The following is a 26634-nucleotide window of genomic DNA, read 5'->3' as shown; positions in this document are numbered from 1 at the left end:
CTGAAAATGACAACCTTCCAGTGTAAGGCTTGGGGCGGGTCCAGGCACAGGCGGCGGTGGCTTTGCCTCCGGCGGGATTTTAGGGCTGTGAAAACCCGGGATAGGGCTCTAGCGGCAGGAGTGAAACCAGTTCCAACATGCCCGCCTGGGCGAGGGGAAGGCTGTTGATCGCCTCGCGCACCTCGGCTTCGCTGCCGGCCTCCCACAGAATCGCGGCGCCCGGCATGTCTCCCCGGCGCCAAATCTGGCGCAGGATCCCGGAGGCGTAGAGTTCTTTGACCCGCCGGCCCTCGCGGCCCACCAGTTCAGGAGTGAAAGCCTCGGGCGGAAAAGCATCTGTGCGGCGACGGCTGACCGAGAGAAATTGCATGAGCTGATTGTAGAAGACGGTTACGGATCTAGATGCTCGCCAGAAACAGCAAAGCCTCCGTCCTGAATCGGAGCGGAGGCTCTGCGGATCGGACAGCTTTACTTCGGCTGCGGCGGGGTGGAGGGCTGCGGTGGGGGCGTCGTCCCCGGATTTGTGCTCGGCGGCGGCGTGGTGGGCTTGGTGGCATCCGGCGTACCCGTCGGAGGTGCGCCCGTCGGAGGCGTAGCTGGAGCGCTGCCTTGCGGCGTCGCGCCACTGCCCTTTGGCGGAATCACCGGCTGCGGATGAACACTGCCGCCAGCACCCGGAGGCATCATCGGCCTCTGCGGCGGCGCGGGCATATCGGTCACCTCGACGAGCTCGACGTCAAAAATCAGGTCCGACTTAGCGGGGATGCCGGGGTGATCGGGGCGGTCCGGCATGGCTCGCGTGCCGTAGGCCATTTGCCAGGGAATGAACAGGCGGCGCTTGCCGCCCACCTTCATGCCCATGACCCCGTAGTCGAAGCCAGGGATCAGCCGGCCCACACCCTGCGGAAACGTCAACGGCTCGGGATCGCCCATCTTGGGTTTGCCGTCGGCGTCCATCTCCGGCTTGCCGTCCTTGTCCATCACGGGGCGCTTGTTGTTCTCCCAGGAATCGAACACGACGCCGTCGGCCGCGCGCCAGCCCTTGTACTTCACATGCCAGAGCTTGCCCGACTCGCCCTCGGGACCGGTGCCAATCTTGATGTCCTGGTAGGTGAGCACGGCTACTTTCTTCTGAGGGGCGACGACGCGCTTCTCGTCCGCGGGCACCTTGTAGATGGTGGGAAACCCCGCGGTGGTTGAAGCGGCAGCGGTTTTGGCGGCCGACGTGGTTGCGGCCTTATGGGTAGTGGAAGCAGCCGGGGCTTTCGGCGCAGTCTGAGCCGTGACGGCGACAGCGGCTGCCAGGCAGACAAATGGAACAAAGCTTTTCATGAGTGGTTTCAACTCCGGGGGTTTATTCATGGGGAGTGTATCAGGGCAAGCGCCTCGGCGCTTGCCCCTGAGTTCATAGTTCATAGTTCCACCGCGTCCAGGCGCGATCGCCGCTGCTGTGAACTATGACTAAGAACTGTGAACTGATTTTTTATTCCGGCGCCGGATAAAACGGCAGCTTTTCATGCTTCTCATTTGCGCGCTTTACCGTTCCATCGTTCAGCAGCAGCGCCGGCGCCAATACGGTTTCTGGGATCTCGCCAAGATAATTGGTCACCCACAGGTCCTTGCCCGCAGCTTCAATACTCGACCTGAGTGCGCGCTGGTCCAGGTCGTCGAGCTGAGCACCACGCACCAGTTCGCGCTTGCCGTCGAGGCTCACGCGATACAGCAATCTCGGCGTGGTGGCCCCGCCCATGGTCTGCACGTAGTAGACACTCTTCAGATCGCGATCCTTGCCCAGCGCAAGCAGCTTCTTGTTCAGGTCCTCGTCGCTCAGCCCGTTCTCAGCCGTGATCTTCAGTACGCCGATCGTTGGGCGCGGCGCACTCATCAGGGCTGCGCGCGCGTGTCCATTCGAGTTGGGGAAATCGCGCACCGGTTCGCGTCCGATCAGGTAATTCTCCAGTCTTCCCGCGTTCACCAGCTTGACTGACTGCGCGGGAACGCCCTGATCGTCCACGGCATATGCGCCGATCAGGTTGCGGCCGTCCCATACCTTCATCAGCGGATCGTCTACAACGTTGATGAACTCCGGCAGCACCTTGGTGTGATAGCTCGAAGCGAACGGCCCGTTGGTGCGCGCCTCCGTTCCGAGCCGCGGCCGCGTAGCAGCCACACCCCGCGCCAGCAGCGCACGCAGCACATCCGTGCTCGCATCGGCGCTGAGCAAAATGGGCCCGTGGTACTCCTCTTCAACTACAGGCGCATTGCGCAGATCGTTGAGTGAGGCAATGAGCGCCACAGCATGCTTGTCGAATGCCTCCGCAGAGTCAAGATCACTGAGAGCTGCGCCCGTCGTTGCGTGCGAGCGGTCGATGCGCATGCCGTCCACGGCCTGCGTGCCCACGGCAAAGCTCTCCTGGTAGCTGGACGAGCTCTTGCGAACGATTGTGCCTTCGCTGTTGACGAGGCGCGAGGTGGTTACGCGCGCGCTGAATGAGGCGATGGAGTACTGCACGTCGTGCTCGCTCGCCTTCACCGTGGGATCCGTGCGGTAGAGGCCGCTGGCTTTAGCTACGCGTCCCGGCCAATCGGTATCGAACAAGACCAGCAGCTTCTGCGGCTCGAGGGAGATGACCGGCTTCTCTTTGCTGAAGTCGTCAGCCTGCGGCGGCGTCTGCACCTGCTTGAGCTCGGCCTGCTTTTGCGCGTAGGCGTCGAGCGCTTCCTTATAGGCCTGGTCAGTGGCCTGCCACAGCGCCGAGCGAATGGCGATCGGGTCATCTCCAAGCCCGGCCAGTTGCAGAGCGCCGTCGCCGCGCTGCCCCGAGCTGTCCGTCTTGTAATCGCCCACGCGTACAGTGACGCGCGCGATGCGCTGATGCGCATGCGAAGAGCCCTCAGTCGCGCCGAACTCGGCCTTTGTCTCGAAGGCGTCAACTTCTTCAATGCGGTATTCGATGAAAAACGGTTTTTCGAATCCCTTAAGCTGCAGATCGCTCTTGCTGCGGTCCAGTTCCTGCAACATCGCCTTCAGAATGGGATCCTTCTCAGCGTCAGCGCGCGTAGGTTGCGCAGAAGACGCCATCGCCATTGCGAGGAATCCGGCGCCTGCAAGGAGTGCAACGAACCTCATCTTCATTACCGCACCCCCTTGCTCGAGTTGTTTTCTGTTCCCTCTGCCGACGGTATGGGCAGAATCGGCGGCCTTGCCGTCCCTTGCGGCTGCCGCTGCGTCTCCATCTCGCTCACCAGCATTGCGGGCGCAACGGCGCTTACCGGCACAGAGCCCGACTCCGCGCCGCACTCGCCATTGAACACTTCGCTCTTGTCGCCGGTGGCGATAATGCGCTTCATCGCGGCCAGCGGCGTGCCCACAATGCTGACGCCGCGTACCAGTTCATCGGGCCGCCCATCCACATAAACGCGATACACCACCAGCGGAATCACTTGAAATGCCTGCGGCGAGTTGCGCGTCGTCACGGCGAAGCCCGAAGAGATGTCTTCGAAGTAGAGACCGAAGGGTTTGCCCTGCTTCTTCGCTTCCTCAATCAACTGCTTGCGCAACTCGGCGTCTGAGACCGACTTGGTCGAAGTCACGATCAGGTTGCCCTGGCGACCCGTGGGCATGCGGCCGGTCTGCGCGCGGCCGTGCCCGTTCGATTCACCAAAGCTCGCAATCGGCAGCCGCGACATGAGAAACGTCTTCAATACGCCGTCCTGGATCAGTTCGACGCGTTGCGCCTTCTGGCCCTCGTCGTCATATTGATAGCTGCCGCTGAGCCATGTGTGATTGAAGATGGTCTTCGTTGGGTCATCGGAAACCGACAGGAACGACGGCAGGATCTCTTTACCGATATCTTTGGTGAAGGTCTGGCCTTCCTCTTCGCCGCGCTGGCGCTGGCCCTCCAGGCGATGGCCAAGCACCTCGTGGAAGAACACCGCGGCGGCCCGCCCGGAGAGAATCGCAGGACCATCGAAGGGCTGCGTCACCGGGGCCTTCCGTAAGTCTTCGAGACTCTTGCCGAGTTCGTTCATCGCTGCTTCGAGATCAGCCTGCGAAGGCAGCCCATCAATGGTTTCGGCTTCGAACGTTTGCGCGCGGAACAGATCCATGCCATCGTCGGCACGCGTGACCGCCACAGCCACGAGGCGTGCCTGCTCATGCGGCGCAACGATTCGCGAGCCCTCAGACGATGCGAAGTAGTAAGTGTCGTTCTGAACGCTCAGGATCACCGCGTTCTGATAGACATCCGGATAGGCGCGGAACACCTTCGACAGCGCGGTGATGCGCTGCGCCCACGCTGCGCGATCCACTTTCACCGCCGGCGCGATCTTCCCGATAGCCACCTGCGGCTTCTCTTCGCTGAAGTCGGGCGAGGTGTCCTCTTCTTTCGCGCGCACCTGCGCCTCAGTCTTCACCCGCAGGTAGTTGTCGAGCGCGTTCGAGTATCCCGAGTTGGTCGCCAGCCACAATGAGCGCTTCAGCGCTGCCGCATCGTCGGTCAGCGGAAGCTGCATGCTGTTCACTGCGGAGCCGCGATGCTGGCCGTGCGTGTTGTCGAGCTTCGCATCACCCAGCCGTACCTGGATGTCGGCAACGCGCACCCGGTTCGCATTGTCGGCGACAACCGCGCCATACTGCGCCTGCATCATCACAACATCGGCATCGCTCACCGAGTAGCTGAGGAAATACGGCGGCAGTTCATTCTCCTTGGCCGCCGCATCGCCCCGGCCCAGCGAGGTGAACGCGCGGTGTAATTCTGATGTCATGGCGTCGAGCAGCACCGGCGATTGCTGCGCGGTAACAACGTGCGGCTGCGCTAGAGCGATTGCGGCGGCCAGTCCGAGAGCCGAAGCAGTGCCACAACGGAGACCTCGCTGCACAGAGCCACGGGAATGGAATGGCAGGGAACGGAGAATATCGGGTAAAAACATTGGTGCCGCAATTGTCTCAAATCAACAGCACTCCTGAGGAACTGCTCATGCGATTCGCGCGCCTTCTTACTATGATTCTGTTCGTTTCATCGCTCGTCACCGGCGCTGCCACGCTCAATGCGCAGAACGCGCCTGAGCCCACGCCCGAAGAAAAGCAGATGATCACTGCCCAGCAGCAGGCACCGTCTGATCAGGCCTATCATCTGCCGCCCGACAAGCTTGCCAAGGCAAAGACGCTGAACAAGATCCGGCTCACTCTCGACATCGTCGGATCCATATGGGGACTCGCCGTCCTGTGGCTGCTGCTGGCCACGCGCACCGCTGCCGCGCTGGAGCAATGGGCCGCCGGTCGCTCGCCCCGCCGTTGGATGCAGGGCGTCTGGTTCTTCGCGGCATTCATCCTGATTGCTTTTCTGGCGAGCCTTCCACTCGACATGATCGGCCACACCGTCAGCCGCCACTACGGCATCAGCGTCCAGGGCTGGGCAGGCTGGTTCGGCGACCAGGGCAAAAGCCTCGGCCTGGCGCTTGCCTTCGGCTTGCTGGGCCTGTTGCTCTTCAACTGGATCGTGAAGGTCTCCCCACAGCGCTTCTGGCTCTTGTGCTGGATCGTCGCCGTGCCCCTCTCCATTGCTGGTGCAATCGGCGAACCGCTGCTCGAGCCCATCTATAACCAGTTCGAACCGCTGTCGAAGAACAACGCCGCGCTCGTCGCGGACCTCCAAAAGGTCGTCGCGCGCACCGGCACCAACATCCCGCCTGACCGCATGTACCTTATGAAGGCCAGCGTCAAGACCAATGGCCTCAACGCTTACGTCAGCGGGCTCGGCGCCACCAAGCGCATCGTTGTGTGGGATACTACCGCGGGCCGCGTGCCCAACGACGAAGTCATGTACATCTTCGGCCACGAGACCGGACACTACGTGCTGCACCACATCCCCAAGGGACTTGCGGCTTCAGCGGTCGGCATGTTCTTCCTCTTCTGGGTGTGCGCCGGCTTCTCAAGATGGCTTGTGGCGCGTTACGGCGAGCGCTGGAGTATCCACGAGCAAACCGGCCCGAAGGGAGGGATCGCGCCCCTCGCCACGCGCGCCGGTTTCGTAGTGCTGCTCTTCGCGGTATCCATGGCGGGATTCATCGTCACTCCGATCGGCAACACCTTCAGCCGCTATCTTGAGCACCAGTCCGACGTCTACGGGCAGGAGGCCATGCACGGCCTTGTTCCCGATCCGCAACGCACTGCGGTCGCCGCCTTCAACGCTCTCGGCGAGGCCTGGCTCGAAGATCCCGATCCCAGCCCCATCGTGGAGTTCTGGCTCTACAATCACCCTTCCGTGAAGAACCGCGCCAACTTCGCCGCGCATTACGACCCATGGGCCAACGGCGGCCACGGAGAGTTCTTCCAGAAGTAGGGAATCCGCGCGCCGGGAAGCATCAAATCAAGCTGCTTCCGACCAAATCCGGCGTATACTTGTGCATCAATTCTCCCTCCGGCTGTCAGGGTCTCCAGGTCGCGCAACTGCCGGCAGATACTCGTGATCTCCTCGTTTTTTCGGGCCGCCCATCTTTCCGCTTTTTTGTGAAGCTTCAGATCGGGAGGTTGCTATGACACACGATGCTGTCAGTGTGACGGCGATGTTGTTGCTGGCCGCGTTTGGAGTGGAGAGAATCAGCCGCGGTCTCCTGTTTCTTCTGGAATCGTTCAAAGCCTGGCGGACGAAGTTTCCCGACCCTGCGAGCCTCAAAGATCAGGAAGTCCAGGACGCAGCAGCGCGGAGGCAGAAGTGGGCCTCCTTCACGGTGTGCGGCTTGCTGTCGCTGATCCTGATCTACTTCGGCAAGGATCTCCGCGTGTTGGCCGCTATGGGGGTTCAGAATCAGCCGGTGCTCGATGCCATGGTGACGTGGCTCGTCCTGGTGGCGGGATGTGACCGCCTGAAGGACATTCTGGGAGACGGTCCAGCAGCGGCTCCGGATGAGAGTTCCGGCCCGCCAGTTCAGGTGGCCGGTACTATAACGCTGGTCCCCGCGGGCGTGGAGGACGACCGAGAACTGGTCGCGGACGGCGGACGAGGTGCGCGGACCAGCACGAGGTGAGCCCATGCGCCAGCTGAAGCTGACCTTGACCATTCCTGAGCGCGCACTGAGCCGGAAGCAGCGGGCACGAAGCTCATCTGCGTGGTTGTCGGTCCTGCTGGTGGGCGCAGTGTTGTGGCTTGTATCGGGCGGCGAGCTCGATCCGGGGCAGGTGGATTTCGGAGCGGTTTCATACGGCACTGCTGTGCAGAAACAACTGAAGCTCACCAACCGCGGCTTTCGCGATTTGCCGATCGCGCGGTTTTCCGTGGAACAAGACGCGCAGGAGTTCACAGTCGTCGCGGACGAATGCAAAGACCTGCCGGCCTCCAACGTCTGCACGATTGATGTGACCTTCCACTCCGGCGATCCCGGCGCCAAGCGCGCCCGGCTGGTGGTGGAAACCGCTTCCGGGCAGCGCCTGATATCGGATCTTACAGCTATCTCGCTGCCCGATATCGTCACGGTTACACCGGAGTTTCTGGCTTTCGGAGACGTCTTCACGGGCAGCACGTCCGCCGAGCAGATTGTGAGTGTAAGTGGCGCGCCCGGTCTCACATTGACGGCCGCATCCGCAGAGGGAGACGGATACATAGCCAGACAAAGAGGCTGTGAGAACCTGGCCGGCACCACCATCTGTAAAGTTGCCGTGCAATTTCAATCAGGCACGACGGCCGGAGAGCGAGCCGGAGTTCTCGATGTGTCGGACAATCGCAGCGGTATACAGCACAAGGTGCCGCTCACGGCGAACGGGACCGCGCCAGCTCCCGTGCAGGTGTTGGATCTGAACGCGGGGGGAAAGTCCTCTGCGAGCGGCGAAGACCTGGGGAACAAGCAGGCACAGACTCCACCGACACCGCCCCCGGTGCAACAGCCTCCTCCGTCTGCGCCGGCACCTCCTGCGCCTGCGACAGTAGCCCCTCCCGTGATGCGGGTGATCCCGTCTGTGCTGCAGTTCGAGGTCGACTCAGCAGCGCAGGATGTGGAGGTGTCGAACGTAGGCGGCCCGGGGCTAACCGTGAACGCAGTGCTCAAGGGGAAGAGTGCCAGCAGCTACGAGATCGTCGATAATCGATGCGCCAACCCGCTGAGGAGCGATGAGAGCTGCAGGATTTCGGTTCGCTTTGCGCCGGGTGCGGTGAGATTTCGCTCCAGCTACACGGCCGAGTTGCATATCACCCCCGGCAGTACGCAAGCGATCCTGAACCAGATGGTCGCGAACGATGTGGCTTTGGTAGGACGAAATCGACCGGGTTCCGGATGGCAGTTGCCGCAATTTCCGCCGCCGTCCTCGTCTGTGCCGACTGCGCCCCAGCAGGGAACTCCGTCCCAGCCCCAACCAAATCCGCAACCGCAACCGCGGCCACATGTGACGATCACTCCGGCAGAACCGGATCTTTCGCCTCCGCACATACGCCAGCTGATCACAATCATGAATGACGGCAAGGTGCCGCTGCAGGCCATCCAGCTACAGCTCAAAGGTCCCCAGAGCAGCTCTTTCTCTCTCACGGACAGCAACTGCGCAGGCCTTGCTGTTGGCCAGAGCTGCAGGGTCCTCGCCGTGTTCATTGCGCGCTCGACGGTGGGGCAGTTCAACGCTGTGCTCTCGGTGTTGGGCGGCGCCCAGCAACTAGGCACCGCCAATCTGCACGCGACCGTCGCTCCATCGATCAAGGGGGCGATCACGATGAAAGGTGCGAACACGATTTACCGGCCGAAACCGGCCCCGTCCAACACGCCGCCGCCGATTCAATAGACGACCAGGTTGAGATCGAACGCTACTGGAGAAATCTGTTCCGACCGCACTCAGGGCTGCGACTTCCGTTCAGGGTCCGCTATAGTGACGGAGACGCTCTTCATCTTCCTCAGGACGCTCACTCGATGACACTCGACCGCCGCAGTTTCCTCAGCGCTTGCAGCCGCGCAGGCGTCGCCTCGGCACTGTTCCCCGGTGTTCTCTACACGCTCGCCACGCAATCCGCACAGGCACAGGAGAGCGACAGCACCGATCAGTCAAAGCCTCCCAAGATCACCCCCGAGATGATCGATCAGGCGGCCATTCTCGCCGGCATCGGCCCGTTCACGGATGAGCAGAAGAAGATGATGATCGACGGCCTGGTGGATCGCAATGGGTCGATGAAGGCGATCCGCAAGCTGAAGCTGCCGAATTCGGTTGCACCGTCGTTCGTGTTCCATCCGCAGCCCGCAAGGGGCGAGGTGACCCACGCGCACAAGAACGTTCAGGTCCTTGCACCAAAAGCCGGGACCGCGCCCACGGGCATGATCGGCTGGGCAGCGGACGAATCCGCCACAGCGCCGTCGAACATCGAAGATCTCGCCTTCGCGAGCGTCAGCCATCTGGCCAGCCTGTTGAAACTCCGCAAAATCACATCCACCGATCTCACGAAGCTGTACCTCGCACGCCTGAAGCGCTACGACCCCAAGCTCCACTTCGTTATCACGCTCACCGAAGACCGCGCGCTTGCTCAGGCAAAGAAAGCCGACGAAGAGATCGCGGCCGGCAAATACCGGGGACCGCTGCACGGGATTCCATGGGGCGCAAAGGACCTCCTCGCGGTGAACGGCTATCCAACGACATGGGGCGCGGGTGGGTTCGAGCATCAGTCGTTTGACGAGGATGCAACCGTGGTGCAGCGGCTCGACGAAGCCGGGGCAGTCCTCGTGGCCAAGTTCACTCTGGGCGCACTTGCCATGGGTGACAAGTGGTTCGGTGGGCGCACCCGCAATCCATGGAACCCCAAGCAGGGATCGAGCGGTTCGTCTGCCGGATCGGCATCGGCCGTTGCTGCCGGCTGCGTCGCCTTTGCGCTGGGCTCGGAGACGCTGGGCTCCATCGCCTCGCCCTCCACACGCTGCGGCGACTCTGGCCTCCGCCCCAGTTTCGGCCTTGTACCTCGCACTGGCGCCATGGCCCTGAGTTGGACGATGGACAAGCTGGGGCCCATCTGCCGCACCGCTGAGGATTGCGCGCTGGTCCTCGGCGTAATCCACGGTCAGGACGGAAAGGACACATCCGTATACCCCTACGCGAACTTCCTTTGGAACCCGGCGTTCGACTGGCGCTCGCTCCGCGTCGGCTACCTCAAATCTGACTTCGACGACCCCAAGCCGTTCAAGCCGGATCAGGCGCCGGCCACCGAATCCGCCGAAGACAAGAAGAAACGCGAAGAGCGCAACGCATACATGCAGGCCCGCAGCACCCGCGTGGCCTACGACCACAAGTTCCAGTTAGCCGCACTCGACAAGCTCAAGAGCATGGGCGTGAATCTCATCCCCGTTGAGCTGCCCAAGCTTCCCTACGGCGCCATGGTCACCATGCTCGAATGCGAAGCCGCTGCGGCATTCGACGACCTCACCCTCTCCGGCCGCGACAAGCTCCTCACCGAGCAGAGCGCCGATGACTGGCCCAACTCCTTCCGCACCGCCCGCTTCTTCCCCGCGGTCGAATACATCCAGGCCGCCCGGGCGCGCACGCTTGCCTGCCGGCAGGTGTCAGCGCTTTTTGAAAAGGTCGACATCATCGTCGCACCAACGGAAAGCCAGCAACTGGTGGCCACCAACCTCACTGGTCACCCCGCATTGATCGTCCCCAATGGCTTCCGAGGCCCTGACGCCCCACACCCTCCCAAGGAAGATGACGGCAACGACGACAACATCGGAGGTCCTGGTACTCCGGTGTCCATCACGTTTCTCGCTGGCCTCTATCAGGATGCGAAGCTCGCCGCCTTTGGCCGCGCTTACCAGGAAGCTACGGACTTCCACAAGCAGCACCCAAAGCTGGACTAAGACAGCGGAGTTAGCGGCGCTAGTCTAAGACTCAGCTCGTCAGCCTGTCCGCGGAGATCGCCTTCAAGGGCCACGTCTGCAATTTGATTTGGCCCTTTCCCTTCACGCTGACCTCAAGCTCCGTCTCACCTGGTTTCATTCCGTACACACGGCTGGTCAGCGCCTCGCGCGCTCCAATGAACGACTCGATCACCGAACCGTCGAGGAACATCCGCAAGTCGGGGTGCGGCCACGGCAACCCGGGAAAGGGAAATTCCAGTTCGCCGCAGCGGACCGTCTTTGCAGGCACGTCCACCGTCAGCTCCCACGCTGCCTGCCCACGCGAGATCAGCCGAACGGTCGTCACCGTATCGGTGAGAAGATTGCTGCGCAGATTCAGCTCGCCGCGGAGCCCGTCCAGCTTGCCGCGAAACGGCGACCCATCGGTAACAGTGGCGCGCTCGACTGGACCGCGCAACTGCTCCACCTCTTTCGCCGGCTGCATTTCGAGCTGCCCTTGCGACCCGATCGTCAGCACCCGCGGATAGGACATGCAGCCCGACCAGCCTGCCGCCGCAAACTCCGCGTCGGGCCGCGTCTCGCGCAGCCAGCCCCAGAGAACACGCCGTCCATCCGCCGCAACAAAGCTCTTCGGCGCGTAGTAGGCCGCGCCGTGGTCGAGCACGCCGCTGCGCTCGGGCGTATAGATGTGCGCCGCTGCGTCATAGCGACCCGTCGTCCACAACACCTTGTTTTCAGTCGAATAGATGAGGCAATGCCGCTTCCCCAGCGGAAAGAAATCCGGGCACTCCCACATCTCGCCGCTGTCGCACGGGTTTGCGGCCTGCTTGCCGTTCGGCTTGCCCTCCACCAACTTGTGCAGATAATCCCAGTGCCGGAAATCCTGCGAGTGGTACAGCAGCACGCATCCGCCCTTGCCCCGCTCGCCCGAGCCCACTCCGAGATACCACCCATCGTGCTCCTTCCAGGGGCAAGGATCCCGGAAGCCAGTCACCTGCACGCCCGGCGGAGGCAGCGGAATCACGGGCTGCTCATCCTTCTTCCAGCGCAGCAGTTCATCGTCCTCGGCCACGGCAATCATCTGCGTCTCGCGCAGCTTGTCGCTGCCGTCGCGGATTGTCACCTGCTCTTTGGGCGCATTCTGCACGCCGGTGTAGATGAACGTAGGCTTGCCATTGAGTACCACGGCGGATCCCGAAAAGCATCCCTCGCTGTCGGCACCGCCGGGCGTGGGCGCCATCGCAACCGGCTGATGCTTCCAGTGGACCATGTCAGTGCTGACGGCGTGCCCCCAGTGCATGTCGCCCCACACCGCTGCATGCGGATTGAGCTGATAGAAGAGGTGATACTTGCCCTTCCAGAAGATCGGCCCATTGGGGTCGTTCATCCAGTTGTGCTGCGGCAGCAGGTGGCATTCCGGCCGATTGGAATCGTGCGCGATGGTGGCCACATCCGGCTCCGCATTGACTCGAAGCGCGCTCATCGCACTCGCTCCTGCAACAGCTTTGAGAAATGTTCGGCGTTTCACGAACCGGAGGATATCAGTTTTGCGCCGCTCTCACGCAACTCGGCCCGCAACCTCTGTACAAGGCTGCGGGCCGTGATTCGACCTTGTGCTTACTTTGCTGTGAGCTTGAGCGTGTAAGCGTATTTGCAGCTTGCTCCTGCCGGCAGCGTCACTTCGAGCGCTTCTGCGGTCTGGTTCCACGTGACCTTGCTGGTTGAGCCAAGCAGCTCCACGTTGCCGATTGGAAGGCTCGATGAGCCCAGCGAGTGGATCGTCCCTTTCCCGTCCTGCGGGCAAGCCATGCCGATCGCATATACAGTCGAACCCTTCGTCGTAAAGCGGAAGTCTTCGGCCGTGTAGGGCTTCGTGTCGGTGTCGTGGAACGCTCCGGCCACCACCTTTGTCGGGCCCTCGCCATAGGTCTTCCACGGAGTGGTGCCGTAGATCCCCTCGCCGTTCACCTTCAGCCACGCCCCCATCTCGCGCAGTGTGTTCTGTATTTCGTCGGGAATGGTTCCGTCAGACCGCGGCCCGAAGTTCAGCAGCAGGTTGCCGTTCTTGCTTACGATGTCGACGAGTTGATGTACCAGGAACTCGGGCGACTTGAACGTGTCGTTCTCGATATATCCCCAGCTCTTGTTGCTGATGGATGTATCGGTCTGCCAGTGGTCGGCAATGATGTGATCTTGCTGGCCACGCTCAAAATCGCGCACGCCGGCCTTCCAGTTCAGCGAGTAGTCCTTGAAGTCGATCACGCCGGTGTAGCCATTGGCCGCGGCGTAGTTGTAATAGAACGACGCGAACTCAGCCACCGCATTGCGAAACACCGGATGCCCGATCCACCAGTCGAAGTAGACGATCTCTGGCTTGTACTTCTCCACCAGTTCGGTATCGCGCGCCAGCCAATCCTGCGTCCAGGCCGTGCTCACATAGGTCCAGTCGTTGATCAAGCTGTGTTCGTCGCCGCCCGGATCGATCCACTGGTGCGCCGGACCATAGAGCGACGCATACTTCGGATTGTTCACGTCGGAGCGCATGGTGCGCCCGCCGTCGTAGAAGAAGTCGTGCTCGGCGCGATGCGAGCTGAGCCCGAAGTGAAGCCCTTCCGCGCGAATCGCCTTGGCCAGTTCGCCCAGCGTGTCGCGCTTCGGACCCATCTTGACGACCGTCCAGTCTGAGAGCCCCGAGTCGTACATCGAGAACCCATCGTGATGCTCTGCCACTGGAACGACGTACTGCGCGCCCGACTCTTTGAAAAGCTTGGCCCATTCCGCCGCGTCGAACTTCTCCGCCTTGAAGAGCGGAATCAGGTCCTTGTAACCCTTCGAGTCATCGCCCTTCGCGTAGTGCTCGCGGAAGTTCTTATACGCGCCTTCTTTCGTCTGGTACATATTTCTGGGATACCACTCATTTTCCGCAGCCGGCACCGAGTACACCCCCCAGTGGATGAAGATGCCGAACTTCGCGTCTTTATACCACTGTGGCTGCTGATACTTCATCAGCGTAGCCCAGTCCGGGCGATACGGACCGTCGTTGGCTTGCCGGTCTGCTTCCTTCAACAGGCGGCTGCGTTCCGCGTCATATTTTGAGACGGACTGTTGCCACTCGCGGTCGATTTCGGCAGCGGACTTGACGCCCAACGTCGGCGCCAGCGGATCGGCCGGTGCGGAAGATTGTGCAATTGCAATTGAACCCGCGGACAGGGCGAGCAGAGGCAGGCATAAAAGCAGATTTTTCATGTCGGGTGAAATCGTAAATTGGCAGGTTTCGTTTCTGCAAAGGTTTACATCTAACATTGTTCTGAATCCAATACAGAAGGGGATCAGTGTCTTAAATTTCTTTGATCCCCAATTTCAGGAGGTCAATTGCAAATGAAACTCTCTACCGCAGTTTTGGCGATCATTGCTTTATCAGGACTTGGCTGTACCTGCGCATCGGCGCAGACCGACGTAGGCCTGAGCGTCTACGGAGCGTTCTCAGGAACCACGGACGCGAACGGCGTCACCCAGAGCCCCGCGAACAGCGCTGGCGGAATCGTGGAGTTGCGGCACCTCGCCAACCCCATCGTCGGCTTCGAAGGCACCTACTCCTTCAACCGCGCGAACCAGAAGTATTCGTGTGGTGTTTCCTGTGGAAACATCAGCGAAGCCACGGTAAAGGCTGACGCACATGAAGTCACTGTGGACTGGGTGCCGTCGATCAAGGTGCTCGGCGTCCGTCCTTTCGGCGTGCTTGGAGTGGGAGCCCTGATCAATGTACCGCAGAGCGGCGACTCCACCATTGAGACCAAAACCGACACCAAGGCCGTTTACGTTTATGGAGCGGGTCTCGACTGGCCGGTCATTCCACACTTCGGAGTGCGCCTGCAATATCGCGGAAACCTCTACAAGGCTCCCGATGTGACGAAGCTGTTCACCTCCGCCGACAGGTTCACGCACACGGCGGAGCCGATGATCGGCATTTACTTCCGTCTGTAATTTCAGCCACTCAGGGGCCGGTTCGCACCTTCACGCAGGCGGCCCCATTTATTGGCCTTGACATATGCCCATATAGGAATGCATTATTCTCTTCATGGCAAGGGCTGCAACCACCTCGGATGTCTTCAACGCCGTCGCCGAACCCCGCCGCCGCGAGATCCTCATCTTTCTTCTCGACCGCGAGCGCCCCGTTACTGACATCGTTGAGCAACTCAACCTGGACCAGCCGTCCGTCTCCAAGCACCTGCGAGTTCTTCATGAAGTGGGGCTGGTGCGAATGCGGCGCAACGGCAGGCACAGGTTCTACCAGACGCGTGCCGATGGAATCAGACCGCTGCATGAGTGGGCATCCACATTCGAGCGCTACTGGAGCCACCAGTTGCTGCGCGTGAAACAGCGCGCCGAGCAGATGGCGAGGGCAGCCGAGAGCAAATCTGAAACACAACCAGGAGGGAAACATGATCGCAACGGCACCGGGCATTGAGGACCTTACCCTTAACATCACTCAGGAAATCCACGTGAACGCACCGCTCGAAGCCACTTTCGCCGCGCTCATCGAGCAGCTTACGACCGCGAGCGAGCACCCCGACGGCACGCCGATGCCGATGAAGCTCGAGTTGCGGCCCGGCGGCCGCTGGTTCCGCGATCTCGGCGGCGATAACGGCCACTTCTGGGCGACGGTTCAAGCTCTCAAGCAGCCCGCATTGATTGAATTCGCCGGCCCGCTGTTCATGTCTTACCCTGTCGTGAACAATGTGCAGTATCGCCTCAGCGAAGTCCCGGGCGGCACCCTCATCAAGTTCACTCATTCCGCCTTCGGCCTCATCCCGGAAGAGCACAAGAAGGGCGTCACCACCGGCTGGAATCACACTCACGAGCAGGCCCGGCTGCGCGCCGAGCGTAACGCATCGCGCTAACCGCACACATCCATTTCCCATAGGAGGCAATCATGTCCATCGCACAGACACTACTGGCTGAATTCGAGCAGCAGGCGCCCGTCACTCGCAGGTTCCTCGAGCGCTTGCCCGAAGACAAGCTCACCTGGAAGCCGCACCCCAAGTCCATGACTGCCGGCCAACTTGCGCTGCATTTGGCGCTGGTTCCCAGCGCAGTGGCTCGCTTCGTGCAGAATAACCCCGCGCAGGCTCCGGAATTCAAGGTCCCCCAGCCCGCCACCGTCGCGGAGATCCTGAAGACCCTGGAAAGCAGCGTCCAGGCAGTCCGCGAGATTCTCCACGGCTTTGACGACGCGGCCATGAACGAACTCTGGCGCATGGAGTCGGGGGGCAGGGAAGTGCTGGCCATGCCGCGCGAACAGTTTCTGCGCAACGTGATGCTGAACCACTGGTACCAGCATCGCGGCCAGTTCTGCGTCTATTTGCGCCTGCTCGATATCCCCGTGCCGTCAAGCTGGGGTCCGAGCGCGGATGAAAAGCCTGTCTCGATGGAGCAGGGGGAGCCGGTTGCCGTTTGAATCCGCTCCGACAGAGCAAACGAATGCGGAGGCCCCGCTGCACGTTGCAAGGCGTCCGCATTCGTGACTTGGACTACCGTTCGCTGACCAGGAGCAGCGGGTCGGGCGCTACGCTGCATTCCGGCTTCGCAGGCGCCTTCCAGCTAGTCCCATCGGCGTAGGTCATGGCCTTCAAGTCGACTGTGGTGATCACACCGAATCCCGACAGCGTCAGTTCACCTGAATAGCTGCCATCTCCCACTTCCCTGAGCTTTACCTGGACCGTGGTGGCCATGTTGTGCGGACGTTTTGGATTGAGGTTGTTGGCGCTGTCTGAAACGGCCGGAACAACTGCAGATCCAGGCGCTGTGCCATGAACAGTAACTGTGGCGGATACTAGCGGTCTGCCGTTTTTCGACTTGAGGGTAATCCCCGGCGTCATGATCGGCTTTGAATCGCCATCCGCTGAGCGGAGCATCTGCAGACCGCCCCCCTGGCGCACGCGCATCTCGGCAACGGAGCAGGGATGGGGCGGAGTGATATCGAACTGAGTGGAAGCGGTGGGGGTCGGAGGGGCGGCCTGCTGCGCGATGGTTAAACCTGAGCCCAGCATTCCAATTGCGATAAGGACAACGAATGTTTTCACGGGAAGCCCCCTTGCCCGGGCGTTGTGCCTGCATGGGCACCATAGCTTACGCCCATTGGACGATTCTCCAACGCAGTCGTGAGGGGCAGCTACTGGAGAGTTATTGCGCGATCGGAACAGGTGCTGCCCACGCCGCGCGAAGCCCCGACCTCCAAACGATACGCCCGCGCTGGTCATCGTTCAACCCGGCTCAATGGGTCCTCTGGCCCGGCGCTCCAAACGCCATCCATGCGCTGTGTTACCGTGGGACTAGCCCGTTGCCTCGGCAACGTTGGAGAGCGCGTCAAACGGAAGCTCCGGCCGGCGCGTCAAAGTTCGTAGATGCAACTGATTACGGACATCTGGCGACGAGCTGGGCACGCTACTGAATGTCGAAGGAGCCGGAATTGACGCCTATCCCCGCGAACCCGGCCACACAGCCCGGGACAGCGACAGGCTCCGCTTTACCCCAGGTTCCCGGCACCGCATCCGGTCCAACAGCCGAAGGCACCGTACCCCAATCCCAGGGGCACAGGCACGGTCCGCAGCGCATCCCACGCTGGCTGGAACGCGCTGAGTTGTTTTTGCGCGTCCTGCTGCGGCTCTATATCGGGCTGGCTGTGTGCCTTGCGCCATGGTTCCGTGCGTTCTGGGACCAGAATCCATTGTTCAATCAATTTCCAACGATCGGCGCATATGCTGCCAATGGCGCCGTGCGCGGCATCATATCGGGTCTGGGGTTGTTGAATCTTTGGATCGCGTTCAGGGATGCGATCCGCCATCGGGACGGATAGTTTATGGCAGTTAGTCAGCAAGCGGCCGCAGAAAATGCCAAGGCCGACAAGGTACAGGCCGGCACAGATGTGCAGCCTGCAGCAGAAGCAAAGTTACCGCCGCCAGACGAGATGTCGCCTCCGCCTCTGGAGCGCGCGCCTCTGGCCTATGAGAATCCCACCTTTCTGAACAGCGCGGATGGTCGCCTCATCCGCATCCTCGCTGAATACACCGAGCCACTGGCGCGCTTCCGGCGAGAGCAGATCCAGGACACGGTTGTCTTTTTTGGCTCCGCGCGTTTTCGCGGCAAAGAAGAAGCCGATCACGCGCTCGAACTGCTCGACAAGCCCGGCGCCACCAAAGCGGCGCCCAGCGCAGAGCAACCGGCAACCATTCCAGACATTGTCGAAGGCAAGGCGAGCAATCTGCAGCGCAAACGCGCTGTTGCGGCCGTGGAGATGGCGCGCTACTACGAAGATGCAAGGCGTCTGGCGTTCATGCTCACGCAATGGGCGAAGACAATCCCGTCGCGGCGCCACCGCTTCGTTGTCACATCGGGCGGCGGCCCCGGCATTATGGAAGCCGCCAACCGTGGTGCGCACGAGGCCGGCGGCAAGACGATCGGCCTGAACATTCGGCTTCCGTTTGAGCAGGCCCCGAACCCTTACATCACGCCGTCGCTGAACTTCGAGTTCCACTACTTCTTCATGCGCAAGCTGTGGTTTGCGTACCTGTCGAAGGCGCTGGTGGTTTTCCCCGGAGGATTCGGCACCATCGACGAGATGTTCGAGATCCTCACGCTCACGCAAACCGAGAAGCTGGCAAAGAAGATCACGGTCGTCGTGTACGGCTCGGATTACTGGAAGAGAGTTTTCAATATCCAGGCGCTGGTGGATACAGGCGCCATCTCCCCCGACGATGTTGCACTCTTTCAGTTCGCAGACACGCCCGAAGAGGCATTCGAATGCCTCAAGCAGGGGCTCACTGAGAACTACCTGATTCCGGAGGCGGCCGGCAGCCGCCGCCCGGAAGTCAGCACCGATCCGGAACTGCTGCCCGGCGTCAGCATCGAAGAAATCCTCCCTCCCGATGTGGCCAGGACCCGCCGATAAATTCGCTTAAGCGCCGGATTCACCTCGCTGAGTCAAGCTTCTACAGCCTTCGATTCGCGAATCCACGCGATCCGTCACCATCTTGATTCTCGCGCGCAATTGAACTACCGTTCGCCTTCCGTTCATCGGAAATTGACGCGTATCCGGGAGACTGGACTGTAAGCACAACTCATCCAACAGGAAAGCGGGAATGAGGAGCAGACATGCCCAACTCAACCGTCTCTTATCTGTGGCGCGACAAGGACGCCGCTCGAGGATATCTCGCGGGCGTTTCACTTCATAGTCACACCAACCAGTCGCACGAGACACTCGACTTTCTGGCCAACCTTGGAAATCAGTACCCTCTGATTCGGCCACTTCTCACCAGGCTCGAAACCAGAGCACAGACCTTTCACAATCTGCGCGTGAATTATGCGGCCAGCTATTGGACGCCGCCCATGACGCCGAAGCTTGCCTTCGATCTCGAAAGCAAGCAGATCGAAGATCTCGGTCTCAACTCGATGGTTTCGATCAGCGATCACGACAACATCAACGCTCCCATGCTGCTGCGCACCGTGCCCAGCGCGCGGCAGATTCCAGTGTCAGTGGAGTGGAGCGCGCCTTATGGCGGCGTGCAGGATTTCCATCTCGGCATCCACAACCTGCCCAGCGCCCGCGCCCAGGAGTGGATGCAAACGCTGGCAGACTACACGCGTAATCCCAGCGACAAGCGCCTGACGGAGATTCTGGCTGCACTCAATGACGAGCCGAATGTTCTGGTGGTGTTCAACCATCCCATGTGGGACCTGTTCCTGATAGGTAACGCCAAGCATGAATTCCTTGTAAACGAATTCCTGCTGAAGAACGGGAACTATTTGCACGCGTTGGAACTGAACGGCTTGCGGCCGTGGGAAGAGAACCGCGCAGTACGTTCGCTGGCGGCCAAATGGAACATGCTGCTGATCTCAGGCGGCGATCGTCACGGTGTGGAGCCGAACGGAAATATCAACGTGACGAACGCTGCGAACTTCACCGAGTTCGTGCACGAAATTAGGCGCGAGCGACGCAGCAACGTGCTCTTCATGCCTCAGTATGCGCAGCCCTGGAAACATCGCCTGCTGCAATCGACGCTCGATGCGATCCGCACGTATCCGGATTTTCCGCAGGGATCGCGTACCTGGGACGAGCGTACGTTTCATCCCGACTCCAATGGCGTCGTTCGCCCGCTGAGCGAGATATGGCCGAAGGGTGCGGCGCCTAGAGCGATGCGCTGGGCGATCGGGCTGGTAATGCTGATGGGCTCCGCTCCGGTTTCAGGCAGCTTGAGATTCGCGTGGAGCGATACGAATGACCTGCGCATGGCATTGGGCGAGCAGGAAGGTTGAGCGAACGAGAAGCGGTTCACCACGAACTCAATGGCCATGGCTTACTCGATCGCGGGCCTTTCGATCGAGTGCCCCGTGTCGCGTACTTCCCCGATTCGTTTCATGAGATCAACGGCGTCGCGCACACGAGCCGCAACTTCGAGGCGTTCGCGCGGCGCCGGGGGTTGCCGTTTCTGTGCGTGCGCGCTGGCGACCGCGAGCAGAAGCTGACCCAGGAAGACAATGTGTGGATACTCGAGTTGCCGCGCGGGTTCCTGTCGTTCGCACTCGAAAAGGACCTCCGCTTCGACCCCGCGTTCATGCGCCATTTACCGCAGATCGAGGATGCCCTCGCGCGATTCGAGCCGGATTTGATTCACATCACCGGCCCCAGCGAAGTCGGCATGCTTGGCGCTGCGCTTGCGCATACGCGCGATCTGCCCCTTGCGGCAAGCTGGCACACTAATGTCCATGAGTATGCAGCTCGGCGGTTGCAACACGTGTTGCAGATCCTGCCGAAGGAGCAGGCCGACGCGGTCGGGCAGAAGATCGAAGGCGCGTCGCTCGCGGTCGCCACGAGGATCTATTCGATTGCTGATGTGCTCTTCGCCCCCAACCTCGAGTTGTGCGACATGCTCGAACGGACTACAAGCCGGCAATGCTTCCTGATGCCGCGCGGCGTGGATGCAGAGCTCTTTCATCCGCGCAATCGGACGCGCTTGGCTGATGATCGGCAATATGTGCTGGGCTTTTGCGGCAGGCTCTCAGTCGAAAAGAATGTCGCCCTGCTTGCCACCGTGCAGGAACAGCTTGAGCAGATTGGTGTGACGAATTTCCGCTTCATGATTGTTGGGCATGGTGCGGAAGAGCAGTGGCTGCGCGAGCACTTGCCGCGAGCTGAGTTCACCGGGGTGTTGACCGGCAACGCGCTTGCAGCGGCCTACGCCAACATGGACGTCTTCGTCTTTCCCTCGCACACCGACACGTTTGGCAATGTAGTGCTGGAGGCGTTGGCAAGCGGCCTCCCGGCCATCGTCACTCCAGAAGGCGGCCCCAAATCGATTGTGCGCGACGGAGAAACTGGACGCATTGTGCCCGACGAGGAGTTTGCGACAGCGATTGCCGAACTGCTCGGTAATGCGGAGAAGCTGGAAGGGATGCGTGTTGCCTCGCGTGGCTATGCGGAAACGGCAAGCTGGGATGCTGTGTTTGAAGGCGTATATCGTGGATACGAGACCGCCCTGTCGAAGCACAGGCAAATTCTATCGAGGCTGCCGAACGACGCTGCCCATCTCGAGATCGAGTGAGAACGGCACCTCTCGATCGGTGAACATGTCCCAGCCGAGGCCATGCAACACCGCGCCGCTGATCTCCTCAATCGTCATGCCCTCGTCGGAGAGCTTGGGCGACTCCCACGCTTGCCCGTCGCGTCCCCATGCAAGAATCGTGCGATTGCCGACAAACAGCAGCAAACCGGATTCGACCGCAGGCAGCACCTGCAGCACCGGCCTGTAGTGGATCATGGTGAACTGCTCCGGCTGCGTCGTGTCGATGATGTACGCGTAGCCACCGGAGACCGCGCACAGCTCATGCTCATTGGGCGCCGACCAGATACCGGTCGGCGTGATGGGATCGCGAAAGCCCAGTGCGCATGTGGCCAGGAACGGCTGAACCGCGTCGGCCGCGGTTCGCACCTCGATCTCCAGCGCGCCGCGTTCCACTTCCTCCACGGCCTGCGGATAAACGTAGTGGCGAGTCGGCAGAATCATCGGCCGCGCTGCAAGAATCTCTGCTCGCCATGCATGCGGGAAGCTTAGATTGACGGTCGGCATGGTCATGATTGCGCCTGGTAAGCGAGTATCCAAGCCTCCTGCTCGGGCGTATCTGGCACCCAGACGCCGCGCGCCTTGCGGATGGCATGGAGAGCTTTTTGCGCACTCCACCCGAGATGAATGAGCGCGCATGCGGATGCGATCGTGGCTCGACCAATGCATCCGCGGCAATGGAATCCGATAACTTCTCCCGCTTTCAGCCGTCTGGCCAGATCCGTGGCAAACGCGCGAAAACCGGGCACGTCAGCCGGCACATACGTGTCGGGTATTGGATAGGAGAGGAACTCAAGGCCGACTTGCCGTGCGGTGCTCTCCTCGGCGTCCAAACCGAGCCATCGCGCTTCAAACGGCTCAAGCATGGAGACGAGCGTCTCGATGCCGTTTTCCCTCATGTGCCGCAACTCGCTTTCGAGCCAATCTTCTCCTCGCGGACGCATCACGATCGCGAGCCTGAGCTCAGGTGAGTCCTGAATCCAAAAGATTTCGTGCAAGTCTTTGTCCCCTCAGGAGTGCTTTCATCATCGAGGCGGTGACCCGCAGCCACAGAGTGTTTCGATCTCCGGCCCCTCATCCTGTATATACCTATCAAGCGCAGCTTGAATCCGTCACCAGTTAGAGTCTCCCCGAGGTTTCGTTCATGAGCCGATTCGTTCGTGTCCTGTTCGCCGCTGCCGCAGTTGCGTCCGCCGTCGCCTCCGCGCCCCATGCGCATGCCGCCGACGCTACTCAGAGCCTGAGTCAAAAGATTGCCGGCATGGAGCGCAAGGACGGCCTCTTTCCGCTCGATTGGGAGGCGAAAGCAGGCAAGCTCTACCTTGAGATTCCGCGCTTCGACCAGGATTTCCTTCTGCTCGATCAATTGCCGCACGGCATGGGCTCCAACGACATCGGCCTCGATCGCGGACAACTCGGCCGCGGCCACGTGGTGCATTTCTCCCGCGTCGGCGGCAAAGTCCTGCTGATCGAGCCCAACCTGGACTTCCGTTCTTCGGCAACCGATCCCGACGAGCGCATGGCGGTGACGCAGTCCTTTGCCGAGTCGGTGCTGTGGGGATTCACAGTCGAAGCGGAAGAGAACGGCCGCGTGCTGGTGGACGCTACAAACTTCTTTCTCCGCGATGCCCATGGCGTAGCCGAATCGCTACGGGCCACAGGCCAGGGCGCGTATCGTCTCGACCCCAGCCGAAGCGCCATCGCGCTTGAAAACACGAAAGCATTCCCGAAGAACACCGAAGTTGAAGCCATGCTGACGTTCGCATCCGAAGGCTTGCCGAAGGGCGAGCATGTAGCCGAGGTCACGCCCGATCCGCACGCCATCACCATCCGCGAGCACACGTCGATGATCGAGTTGCCCGATGCCGGATACAAGCCACGCCGCTTCGATCCGCGCGCAGGATACTTCGGCGTCAGCTACCGCGATTATTCCGTGCCTGTCGGCGAGCCGCTCGATCAGCGCTTCATCGCGCGCCATCGCCTCGAAAAGAAGGACCCCAACGCCGCAATCAGCGAGCCCGTGAAGCCCATCATCTATTACGTCGATCGCGGCGCACCCGAACCTATCCGCTCGGCACTCGTGGAAGGCGCGAACTGGTGGGCGCAGGCATTCGAAGCGGCGGGCTTCAAGAACGCTTTCAAAGTCGAAGTGCTCCCCGAGGGCGCTGACCCCATGGACATCCGCTACAACATGATCCAGTGGGTGCACCGCTACACGCGCGGCTGGAGCTATGGCGAGGCGGTCACCGACCCGCGCACCGGCGAGATCATCAAGGGCCAGGTCACTCTGGGCAGCCTGCGCTCGCGCCAGGATTACCTGATTGCCGAGGCGCTTCTCGCACCCTACATCGACGGCAAGCCGATCCCCAAAGACATGGAAGCGATGGTGCTGGCGCGCACACGGCAACTCGCCGCGCACGAGGTAGGCCACACGCTGGGGCTGATGCATAACTTCGCGGCGTCTTCCATCGCGCAGGGCACATCGGTGATGGACTATCCGCACCCGTTGATCACGCTCGACGCCAGCGGCCGGCCTGAACTGTCGCATGCCTACGCAACCGGAATCGGCGCGTGGGATATGGCCGCCATCAAGTATGGCTACACGCAGTTCGCGCCGGGCGCCGATGAACACGCCGCGCTCGACAAACTCCTGCGCGACGACGAAGCCGCCGGCCTGCGCTATATGACCGATGAAGATGCACGCCCGCTCGGCAGCGCGCACCCTTACGCGCATCTCTGGGATAACGGCGGATCCGCACCCGCGGAACTCACGCGCATCCTGCAGGTTCGCAAAGCGGCGCTGGCGCGCTTCAGCGAAGACGCTATTCGTCCCGGCACTCCCATGGCGCAACTTGAAGACACCTTCGTCCCGCTCTACCTGCTGCACCGCTATCAGACTGAAGCCGCGGCCAAGTCGATTGGCGGGCTCAATTATCGGTATGCCGTGCGCGGCGATGGCGGCATGGTCACCGAACTCCTTCCGCCCGATCAGCAGCGCGACGCGCTCAAGGCCGTGCTCCAAACGCTTTCGCCTGAGAACCTCACTGTACCTGAGTCGTTGCTGAAGATCTTTCCGCCGCGCCCGCCGGAGTATCCCCGCACGCGCGAGTCCTTCGGCGCTCACACCGGATTGACCTTCGATGCAACGGGACCTGTGGAAGCCGCTACGAACTTGACGAGCTCGCTCCTCTTCAACCCAGCACGCGCTTCGCGGCTGATAGAGGATCACGCGCGCGACGAAAGCCAGCCTGGCTTGGAAGAAGTGCTCGACGCGGTTCTCTCAGCAACATGGAAATCACCGCGCCAGAATAGCCTCGCGGCGCAGACTCAGATCACAGTTGAACACATCGTGCTCAATCATCTGCTTGGCCTCGCAGCGGACAATCAGGCTTCGGCCGAGGCGCGTGGGATCGCCCGAGCGAAGGCGGTGGAGCTGAAGGACTGGCTCGCAACCCAGCGTTCCAATGCGGCCGGCGATCTCACCGCGCACAGGTCAGCAGGCCAGGCTGAGATCGATCGCTTCCTGCGCGAGCCGGAGAAGTTCGCCCCCGCTGCCGAACTGCCCACGCCGCCCGGCCAGCCGATCGGCGATGACTTAGGGGATGCCTCGCTGGAGTGACAAGTAACTCACAGCGCCGGCAAATTCGCGCAGGCTCTACGAGCACCTGCGCAGGTAACTAGCAGAACTATCAGCCGTGTGCGAGAATCCTCTCCAAGCCTTGGTTTGCGAAATTCCCGCTACCAACGCCCCCGGTGAAGGGAACAGCCGTGCGCGCGTTGACGATTTCTCATAACGGGCAATTCGCCTGCCGTTGAAATGTTTCTGCGGAATATCCCGAAAGGAAAGACCCATGTGGAAGCAGAAGCCAGAGAACGTTTCAGTTCCAGCGTTTGTCCCCATCCCTGAACCGGTTCGCCCGGCTGCTCCTCTACCGGCCGCTGACGCGCGGCCGCGTGCCGCGTTCGCCGGTTCTGACCAGACCAGCTTGAACAAGGGCATTGTGGTCAAAGGCCATATCTCTGGCACCGATCCGCTTTTCATCGATTGCACCGTCGAAGGCACAATTAGCATTCCCGGCGAACGCGTCACCATCGGCAAGAATGGCCACGTGATCGCGGCGAAAAGCGGAGAACCGGGTCCCTGCATCACCGCGAGGGAAATCGTGATCCTCGGTTCGGTCACCGGCAGTGTTTTCGCCAGCGACCGGGTCGACCTTCGTGCCCAGGCCTCGCTGGCCGGCGATGTGAGCACCGCCCGCGTCAGCATCGAAGACGGCGCCTACTTCCGTGGTGGCATTGACATCCGGCGCGACCAAAAGCCGGCCCAGCCCGCCACCGCCGAAGCGTCGTCCGCTGACGCTCCCGCGGAAGCTCAGCCGGCCGAAGCGGTAGAAGTCCAGTTATCTCTTTAGATACGTCTCCGCACGGCCCCTCCCTGGGCCGCCGCAGCCTCTTGTGTGCGAGAATCATTCCATTGCAGTATTAATTTGTCTGCAGCCTTGGTCCGGGCGAGTACTGGAAGCCGCATGCGCGTAAGGAGACGGCTTAAATAGAATGCTCACAGCCGCGTTTGGTTCTATCGCCCCGTTTGTTGTACGTTAATCCCCCCGAGCGGCCAGGAAAGGAACTTTTTGAATCGTATGTGGAAACCAAGCCAACCCGAGCAGCCCGTGTCCAACACTCCGCCCGAGCCGGTGCGCCCGGCTCCGCCCTCGTCGTCCGTCGAAACCGCCAGAAGCGCGGGTGTGACCGCTGGTGACCAGGCCACCATCAGCAAGGGCCTGTTTATCAAGGGCGAAATCTCCGGCTCCGAATCGCTGTTTATTGATGGCAAGGTTGAGGGCAGCGTGAACTTGAACGGCAACCGCGTCACCGTTGGACGCAACGGCCATGTCGCCGCCAGTATCACCGCGCGCGAAGTCGTTGTGCTCGGCAAGGTGCGCGGCAACGTCACCGCCACTGACCGCGTGGACATCCGTGCCGAAGGCGCCCTCACCGGCGATGTAGCCGCGGCGCGTATCAGCATTGAAGACGGCGCGTTCTTCAAGGGCGGCATCGACATTCGCAAGCCCGATGCCAAGAACCAGCCCGCCGCTGCTTCGGCCAGCGAGCCTGCCAAAGCGCACGCCTAGCCTGTAAGCAGATAAACCCGAGCCCCGCTCGTCAGCTTAAGCTGATGCGGGGCTTGTGCGTTTTGCAGCTG

24 protein-coding genes are annotated in these 26634 nt (G+C 61.3%); 14 read left to right on the top strand and 10 right to left on the bottom strand.

Going from position 1 to position 26634, the window contains the following annotated elements:
- Positions 1-79: 79 nt before the first annotated feature.
- The 4 genes from MOP44_RS01925 to MOP44_RS01910 all read right to left on the bottom strand — a co-directional run bounded on the left by MOP44_RS01925 (position 80) and on the right by MOP44_RS01910 (position 4881).
- The gene (locus tag MOP44_RS01925) at positions 80-370 is read right to left on the bottom strand and encodes a muconolactone Delta-isomerase family protein (protein WP_260794207.1); all 291 of its coding nucleotides are present in this window, start codon (positions 368-370) and stop codon (positions 80-82) included.
- Positions 371-468: 98 nt separating this feature from the next.
- The gene (locus MOP44_RS01920; protein WP_260794206.1) at positions 469-1332 is read right to left on the bottom strand and encodes an FKBP-type peptidyl-prolyl cis-trans isomerase; all 864 of its coding nucleotides are present in this window, start codon (positions 1330-1332) and stop codon (positions 469-471) included.
- A 151-nt stretch (positions 1333-1483) separates the two neighbouring features.
- Complete coding sequence (locus MOP44_RS01915; RefSeq protein WP_260794205.1) at positions 1484-3136, bottom strand: metallopeptidase TldD-related protein; 1653 nt, start codon at positions 3134-3136, stop codon at positions 1484-1486.
- A complete protein-coding gene (locus MOP44_RS01910; protein ID WP_260794204.1) occupies positions 3136-4881 on the bottom strand; it encodes a TldD/PmbA family protein in 1746 nt (581 codons plus the stop codon). The genes MOP44_RS01915 and MOP44_RS01910 overlap by 1 nt, the downstream gene beginning before the upstream one ends.
- A gap of 122 nt (positions 4882-5003) precedes the next feature.
- Here MOP44_RS01910 and MOP44_RS01905 point away from each other — a divergent pair, with 122 nt between their 5' ends.
- From MOP44_RS01905 to MOP44_RS01890, 4 genes are all read left to right on the top strand, one after another.
- Positions 5004-6344: a M48 family metallopeptidase gene (locus tag MOP44_RS01905; RefSeq protein ID WP_260794203.1), complete on the top strand. Its 1341-nt coding sequence runs from the start codon at positions 5004-5006 to the stop codon at positions 6342-6344.
- Positions 6345-6537: 193 nt separating this feature from the next.
- Positions 6538-7029, top strand: a complete 492-nt coding sequence (locus MOP44_RS01900; RefSeq protein ID WP_260794202.1) for a hypothetical protein — start codon at positions 6538-6540, stop codon at positions 7027-7029.
- A gap of 4 nt (positions 7030-7033) precedes the next feature.
- The gene (locus tag MOP44_RS01895; RefSeq protein ID WP_260794201.1) at positions 7034-8764 is read left to right on the top strand and encodes a choice-of-anchor D domain-containing protein; all 1731 of its coding nucleotides are present in this window, start codon (positions 7034-7036) and stop codon (positions 8762-8764) included.
- Between the two features lie 125 nt (positions 8765-8889).
- On the top strand, positions 8890-10815 hold the full coding sequence (locus tag MOP44_RS01890) for an amidase (protein ID WP_260794200.1): 1926 nt from the start codon (positions 8890-8892) through the stop codon (positions 10813-10815).
- Positions 10816-10846: 31 nt separating this feature from the next.
- On the opposite strand, the gene MOP44_RS01885 is transcribed toward MOP44_RS01890, so the two are convergent.
- The gene (locus tag MOP44_RS01885) at positions 10847-12298 is read right to left on the bottom strand and encodes a glycoside hydrolase family 32 protein (RefSeq protein WP_260794199.1); all 1452 of its coding nucleotides are present in this window, start codon (positions 12296-12298) and stop codon (positions 10847-10849) included.
- 134 nt (positions 12299-12432) lie between these two features.
- Positions 12433-14061: an alpha-L-fucosidase gene (locus MOP44_RS01880; RefSeq protein WP_260794198.1), complete on the bottom strand. Its 1629-nt coding sequence runs from the start codon at positions 14059-14061 to the stop codon at positions 12433-12435.
- 132 nt (positions 14062-14193) lie between these two features.
- Between MOP44_RS01880 and MOP44_RS01875 the strand changes: the two genes are divergently transcribed.
- From MOP44_RS01875 to MOP44_RS01860, 4 genes are all read left to right on the top strand, one after another.
- The gene (locus MOP44_RS01875; protein WP_260794197.1) at positions 14194-14799 is read left to right on the top strand and encodes a porin family protein; all 606 of its coding nucleotides are present in this window, start codon (positions 14194-14196) and stop codon (positions 14797-14799) included.
- Between the two features lie 94 nt (positions 14800-14893).
- Entirely contained in the window at positions 14894-15283 is a 390-nt protein-coding gene (locus MOP44_RS01870; RefSeq protein ID WP_260794196.1) for an ArsR/SmtB family transcription factor, read from the top strand.
- The gene (locus tag MOP44_RS01865; RefSeq protein ID WP_260794195.1) at positions 15258-15716 is read left to right on the top strand and encodes an SRPBCC family protein; all 459 of its coding nucleotides are present in this window, start codon (positions 15258-15260) and stop codon (positions 15714-15716) included. The genes MOP44_RS01870 and MOP44_RS01865 overlap by 26 nt, the downstream gene beginning before the upstream one ends.
- Positions 15717-15748: 32 nt before the next feature.
- Complete coding sequence (locus MOP44_RS01860) at positions 15749-16273, top strand: DinB family protein (protein ID WP_260794194.1); 525 nt, start codon at positions 15749-15751, stop codon at positions 16271-16273.
- Between the two features lie 73 nt (positions 16274-16346).
- On the opposite strand, the gene MOP44_RS01855 is transcribed toward MOP44_RS01860, so the two are convergent.
- Both MOP44_RS01855 and MOP44_RS01850 read right to left on the bottom strand, forming a co-directional pair.
- On the bottom strand, positions 16347-16898 hold the full coding sequence (locus MOP44_RS01855) for a hypothetical protein (protein ID WP_260794193.1): 552 nt from the start codon (positions 16896-16898) through the stop codon (positions 16347-16349).
- Between the two features lie 443 nt (positions 16899-17341).
- Positions 17342-17659, bottom strand: coding sequence for a hypothetical protein (locus MOP44_RS01850; protein ID WP_260794192.1), 318 nt, complete (start codon positions 17657-17659; stop codon positions 17342-17344).
- A 123-nt stretch (positions 17660-17782) separates the two neighbouring features.
- On the opposite strand from MOP44_RS01850, the gene MOP44_RS01845 reads away from it, so the two are divergent.
- From MOP44_RS01845 to MOP44_RS01835, 3 genes are all read left to right on the top strand, one after another.
- Positions 17783-18763, top strand: coding sequence for an LOG family protein (locus MOP44_RS01845; RefSeq protein WP_260796723.1), 981 nt, complete (start codon positions 17783-17785; stop codon positions 18761-18763).
- Between the two features lie 203 nt (positions 18764-18966).
- Positions 18967-20127: a hypothetical protein gene (locus tag MOP44_RS01840; protein ID WP_260794191.1), complete on the top strand. Its 1161-nt coding sequence runs from the start codon at positions 18967-18969 to the stop codon at positions 20125-20127.
- Positions 20124-21413 carry a glycosyltransferase gene (locus tag MOP44_RS01835; protein ID WP_260794190.1) on the top strand — a complete coding sequence of 430 codons (1290 nt, stop codon included), beginning with the start codon at positions 20124-20126 and terminating at the stop codon, positions 21411-21413. The genes MOP44_RS01840 and MOP44_RS01835 overlap by 4 nt, the downstream gene beginning before the upstream one ends.
- Here MOP44_RS01835 and MOP44_RS01830 read toward each other — a convergent pair.
- Together MOP44_RS01830 and MOP44_RS01825 are read right to left on the bottom strand one after the other, a co-directional pair.
- Entirely contained in the window at positions 21369-21971 is a 603-nt protein-coding gene (locus MOP44_RS01830) for a hypothetical protein (RefSeq protein WP_260794189.1), read from the bottom strand. The two genes, MOP44_RS01835 and MOP44_RS01830, sit on opposite strands and share 45 nt — an antisense overlap.
- A complete protein-coding gene (locus MOP44_RS01825; RefSeq protein WP_260794188.1) occupies positions 21941-22429 on the bottom strand; it encodes a protein-tyrosine phosphatase family protein in 489 nt (162 codons plus the stop codon). Before MOP44_RS01825 ends, MOP44_RS01830 begins: the two co-directional genes overlap by 31 nt.
- Before the next feature lie 146 nt (positions 22430-22575).
- Between MOP44_RS01825 and MOP44_RS01820 the strand changes: the two genes are divergently transcribed.
- The 3 genes from MOP44_RS01820 (at position 22576) to MOP44_RS01810 (ending at position 26563) form a co-directional block, all read left to right on the top strand.
- On the top strand, positions 22576-25050 hold the full coding sequence (locus tag MOP44_RS01820) for a zinc-dependent metalloprotease (protein WP_260794187.1): 2475 nt from the start codon (positions 22576-22578) through the stop codon (positions 25048-25050).
- Positions 25051-25282: 232 nt separating this feature from the next.
- Positions 25283-25843: a bactofilin family protein gene (locus MOP44_RS01815; protein WP_260794186.1), complete on the top strand. Its 561-nt coding sequence runs from the start codon at positions 25283-25285 to the stop codon at positions 25841-25843.
- 228 nt (positions 25844-26071) lie between these two features.
- On the top strand, positions 26072-26563 hold the full coding sequence (locus tag MOP44_RS01810; RefSeq protein WP_260796722.1) for a bactofilin family protein: 492 nt from the start codon (positions 26072-26074) through the stop codon (positions 26561-26563).
- Positions 26564-26634 lie beyond the last annotated feature (71 nt).

The organism is Occallatibacter riparius (assembly GCF_025264625.1).
In the GTDB taxonomy this organism is placed as follows: domain Bacteria; phylum Acidobacteriota; class Terriglobia; order Terriglobales; family Acidobacteriaceae; genus Telmatobacter; species Telmatobacter riparius.
The sequence above is the reverse complement of the archived record's forward strand: the minus strand, read 5'-3'. Positions and strand labels throughout refer to the sequence as shown.

Excerpts from the sequence above, each read along its gene's own strand:
- MOP44_RS01885 (WP_260794199.1), bottom strand. The coding sequence starts at position 12,298 with ATGAGCGCGCTTCGAGTCAATGCGGAGCCGGATGTGGCCACCATCGCG.
- MOP44_RS01865 (WP_260794195.1), top strand. The coding sequence starts at position 15,258 with ATGATCGCAACGGCACCGGGCATTGAGGACCTTACCCTTAACATCACT.
- MOP44_RS01875 (WP_260794197.1), top strand. The coding sequence starts at position 14,194 with ATGAAACTCTCTACCGCAGTTTTGGCGATCATTGCTTTATCAGGACTT.
- MOP44_RS01915 (WP_260794205.1), bottom strand. The coding sequence starts at position 3,136 with ATGAAGATGAGGTTCGTTGCACTCCTTGCAGGCGCCGGATTCCTCGCA.
- MOP44_RS01900 (WP_260794202.1), top strand. The coding sequence starts at position 6,538 with ATGACACACGATGCTGTCAGTGTGACGGCGATGTTGTTGCTGGCCGCG.
- MOP44_RS01880 (WP_260794198.1), bottom strand. The coding sequence starts at position 14,061 with ATGAAAAATCTGCTTTTATGCCTGCCTCTGCTCGCCCTGTCCGCGGGT.
- MOP44_RS01895 (WP_260794201.1), top strand. The coding sequence starts at position 7,034 with ATGCGCCAGCTGAAGCTGACCTTGACCATTCCTGAGCGCGCACTGAGC.
- MOP44_RS01810 (WP_260796722.1), top strand. The coding sequence starts at position 26,072 with ATGTGGAAACCAAGCCAACCCGAGCAGCCCGTGTCCAACACTCCGCCC.
- MOP44_RS01815 (WP_260794186.1), top strand. The coding sequence starts at position 25,283 with ATGTGGAAGCAGAAGCCAGAGAACGTTTCAGTTCCAGCGTTTGTCCCC.
- MOP44_RS01925 (WP_260794207.1), bottom strand. The coding sequence starts at position 370 with ATGCAATTTCTCTCGGTCAGCCGTCGCCGCACAGATGCTTTTCCGCCC.
- MOP44_RS01920 (WP_260794206.1), bottom strand. The coding sequence starts at position 1,332 with ATGAAAAGCTTTGTTCCATTTGTCTGCCTGGCAGCCGCTGTCGCCGTC.
- MOP44_RS01860 (WP_260794194.1), top strand. The coding sequence starts at position 15,749 with ATGTCCATCGCACAGACACTACTGGCTGAATTCGAGCAGCAGGCGCCC.
- MOP44_RS01820 (WP_260794187.1), top strand. The coding sequence starts at position 22,576 with ATGAGCCGATTCGTTCGTGTCCTGTTCGCCGCTGCCGCAGTTGCGTCC.
- MOP44_RS01890 (WP_260794200.1), top strand. The coding sequence starts at position 8,890 with ATGACACTCGACCGCCGCAGTTTCCTCAGCGCTTGCAGCCGCGCAGGC.
- MOP44_RS01905 (WP_260794203.1), top strand. The coding sequence starts at position 5,004 with ATGATTCTGTTCGTTTCATCGCTCGTCACCGGCGCTGCCACGCTCAAT.
- MOP44_RS01840 (WP_260794191.1), top strand. The coding sequence starts at position 18,967 with ATGCCCAACTCAACCGTCTCTTATCTGTGGCGCGACAAGGACGCCGCT.
- MOP44_RS01845 (WP_260796723.1), top strand. The coding sequence starts at position 17,783 with ATGTCGCCTCCGCCTCTGGAGCGCGCGCCTCTGGCCTATGAGAATCCC.
- MOP44_RS01870 (WP_260794196.1), top strand. The coding sequence starts at position 14,894 with ATGGCAAGGGCTGCAACCACCTCGGATGTCTTCAACGCCGTCGCCGAA.
- MOP44_RS01850 (WP_260794192.1), bottom strand. The coding sequence starts at position 17,659 with ATGGCGGATCGCATCCCTGAACGCGATCCAAAGATTCAACAACCCCAG.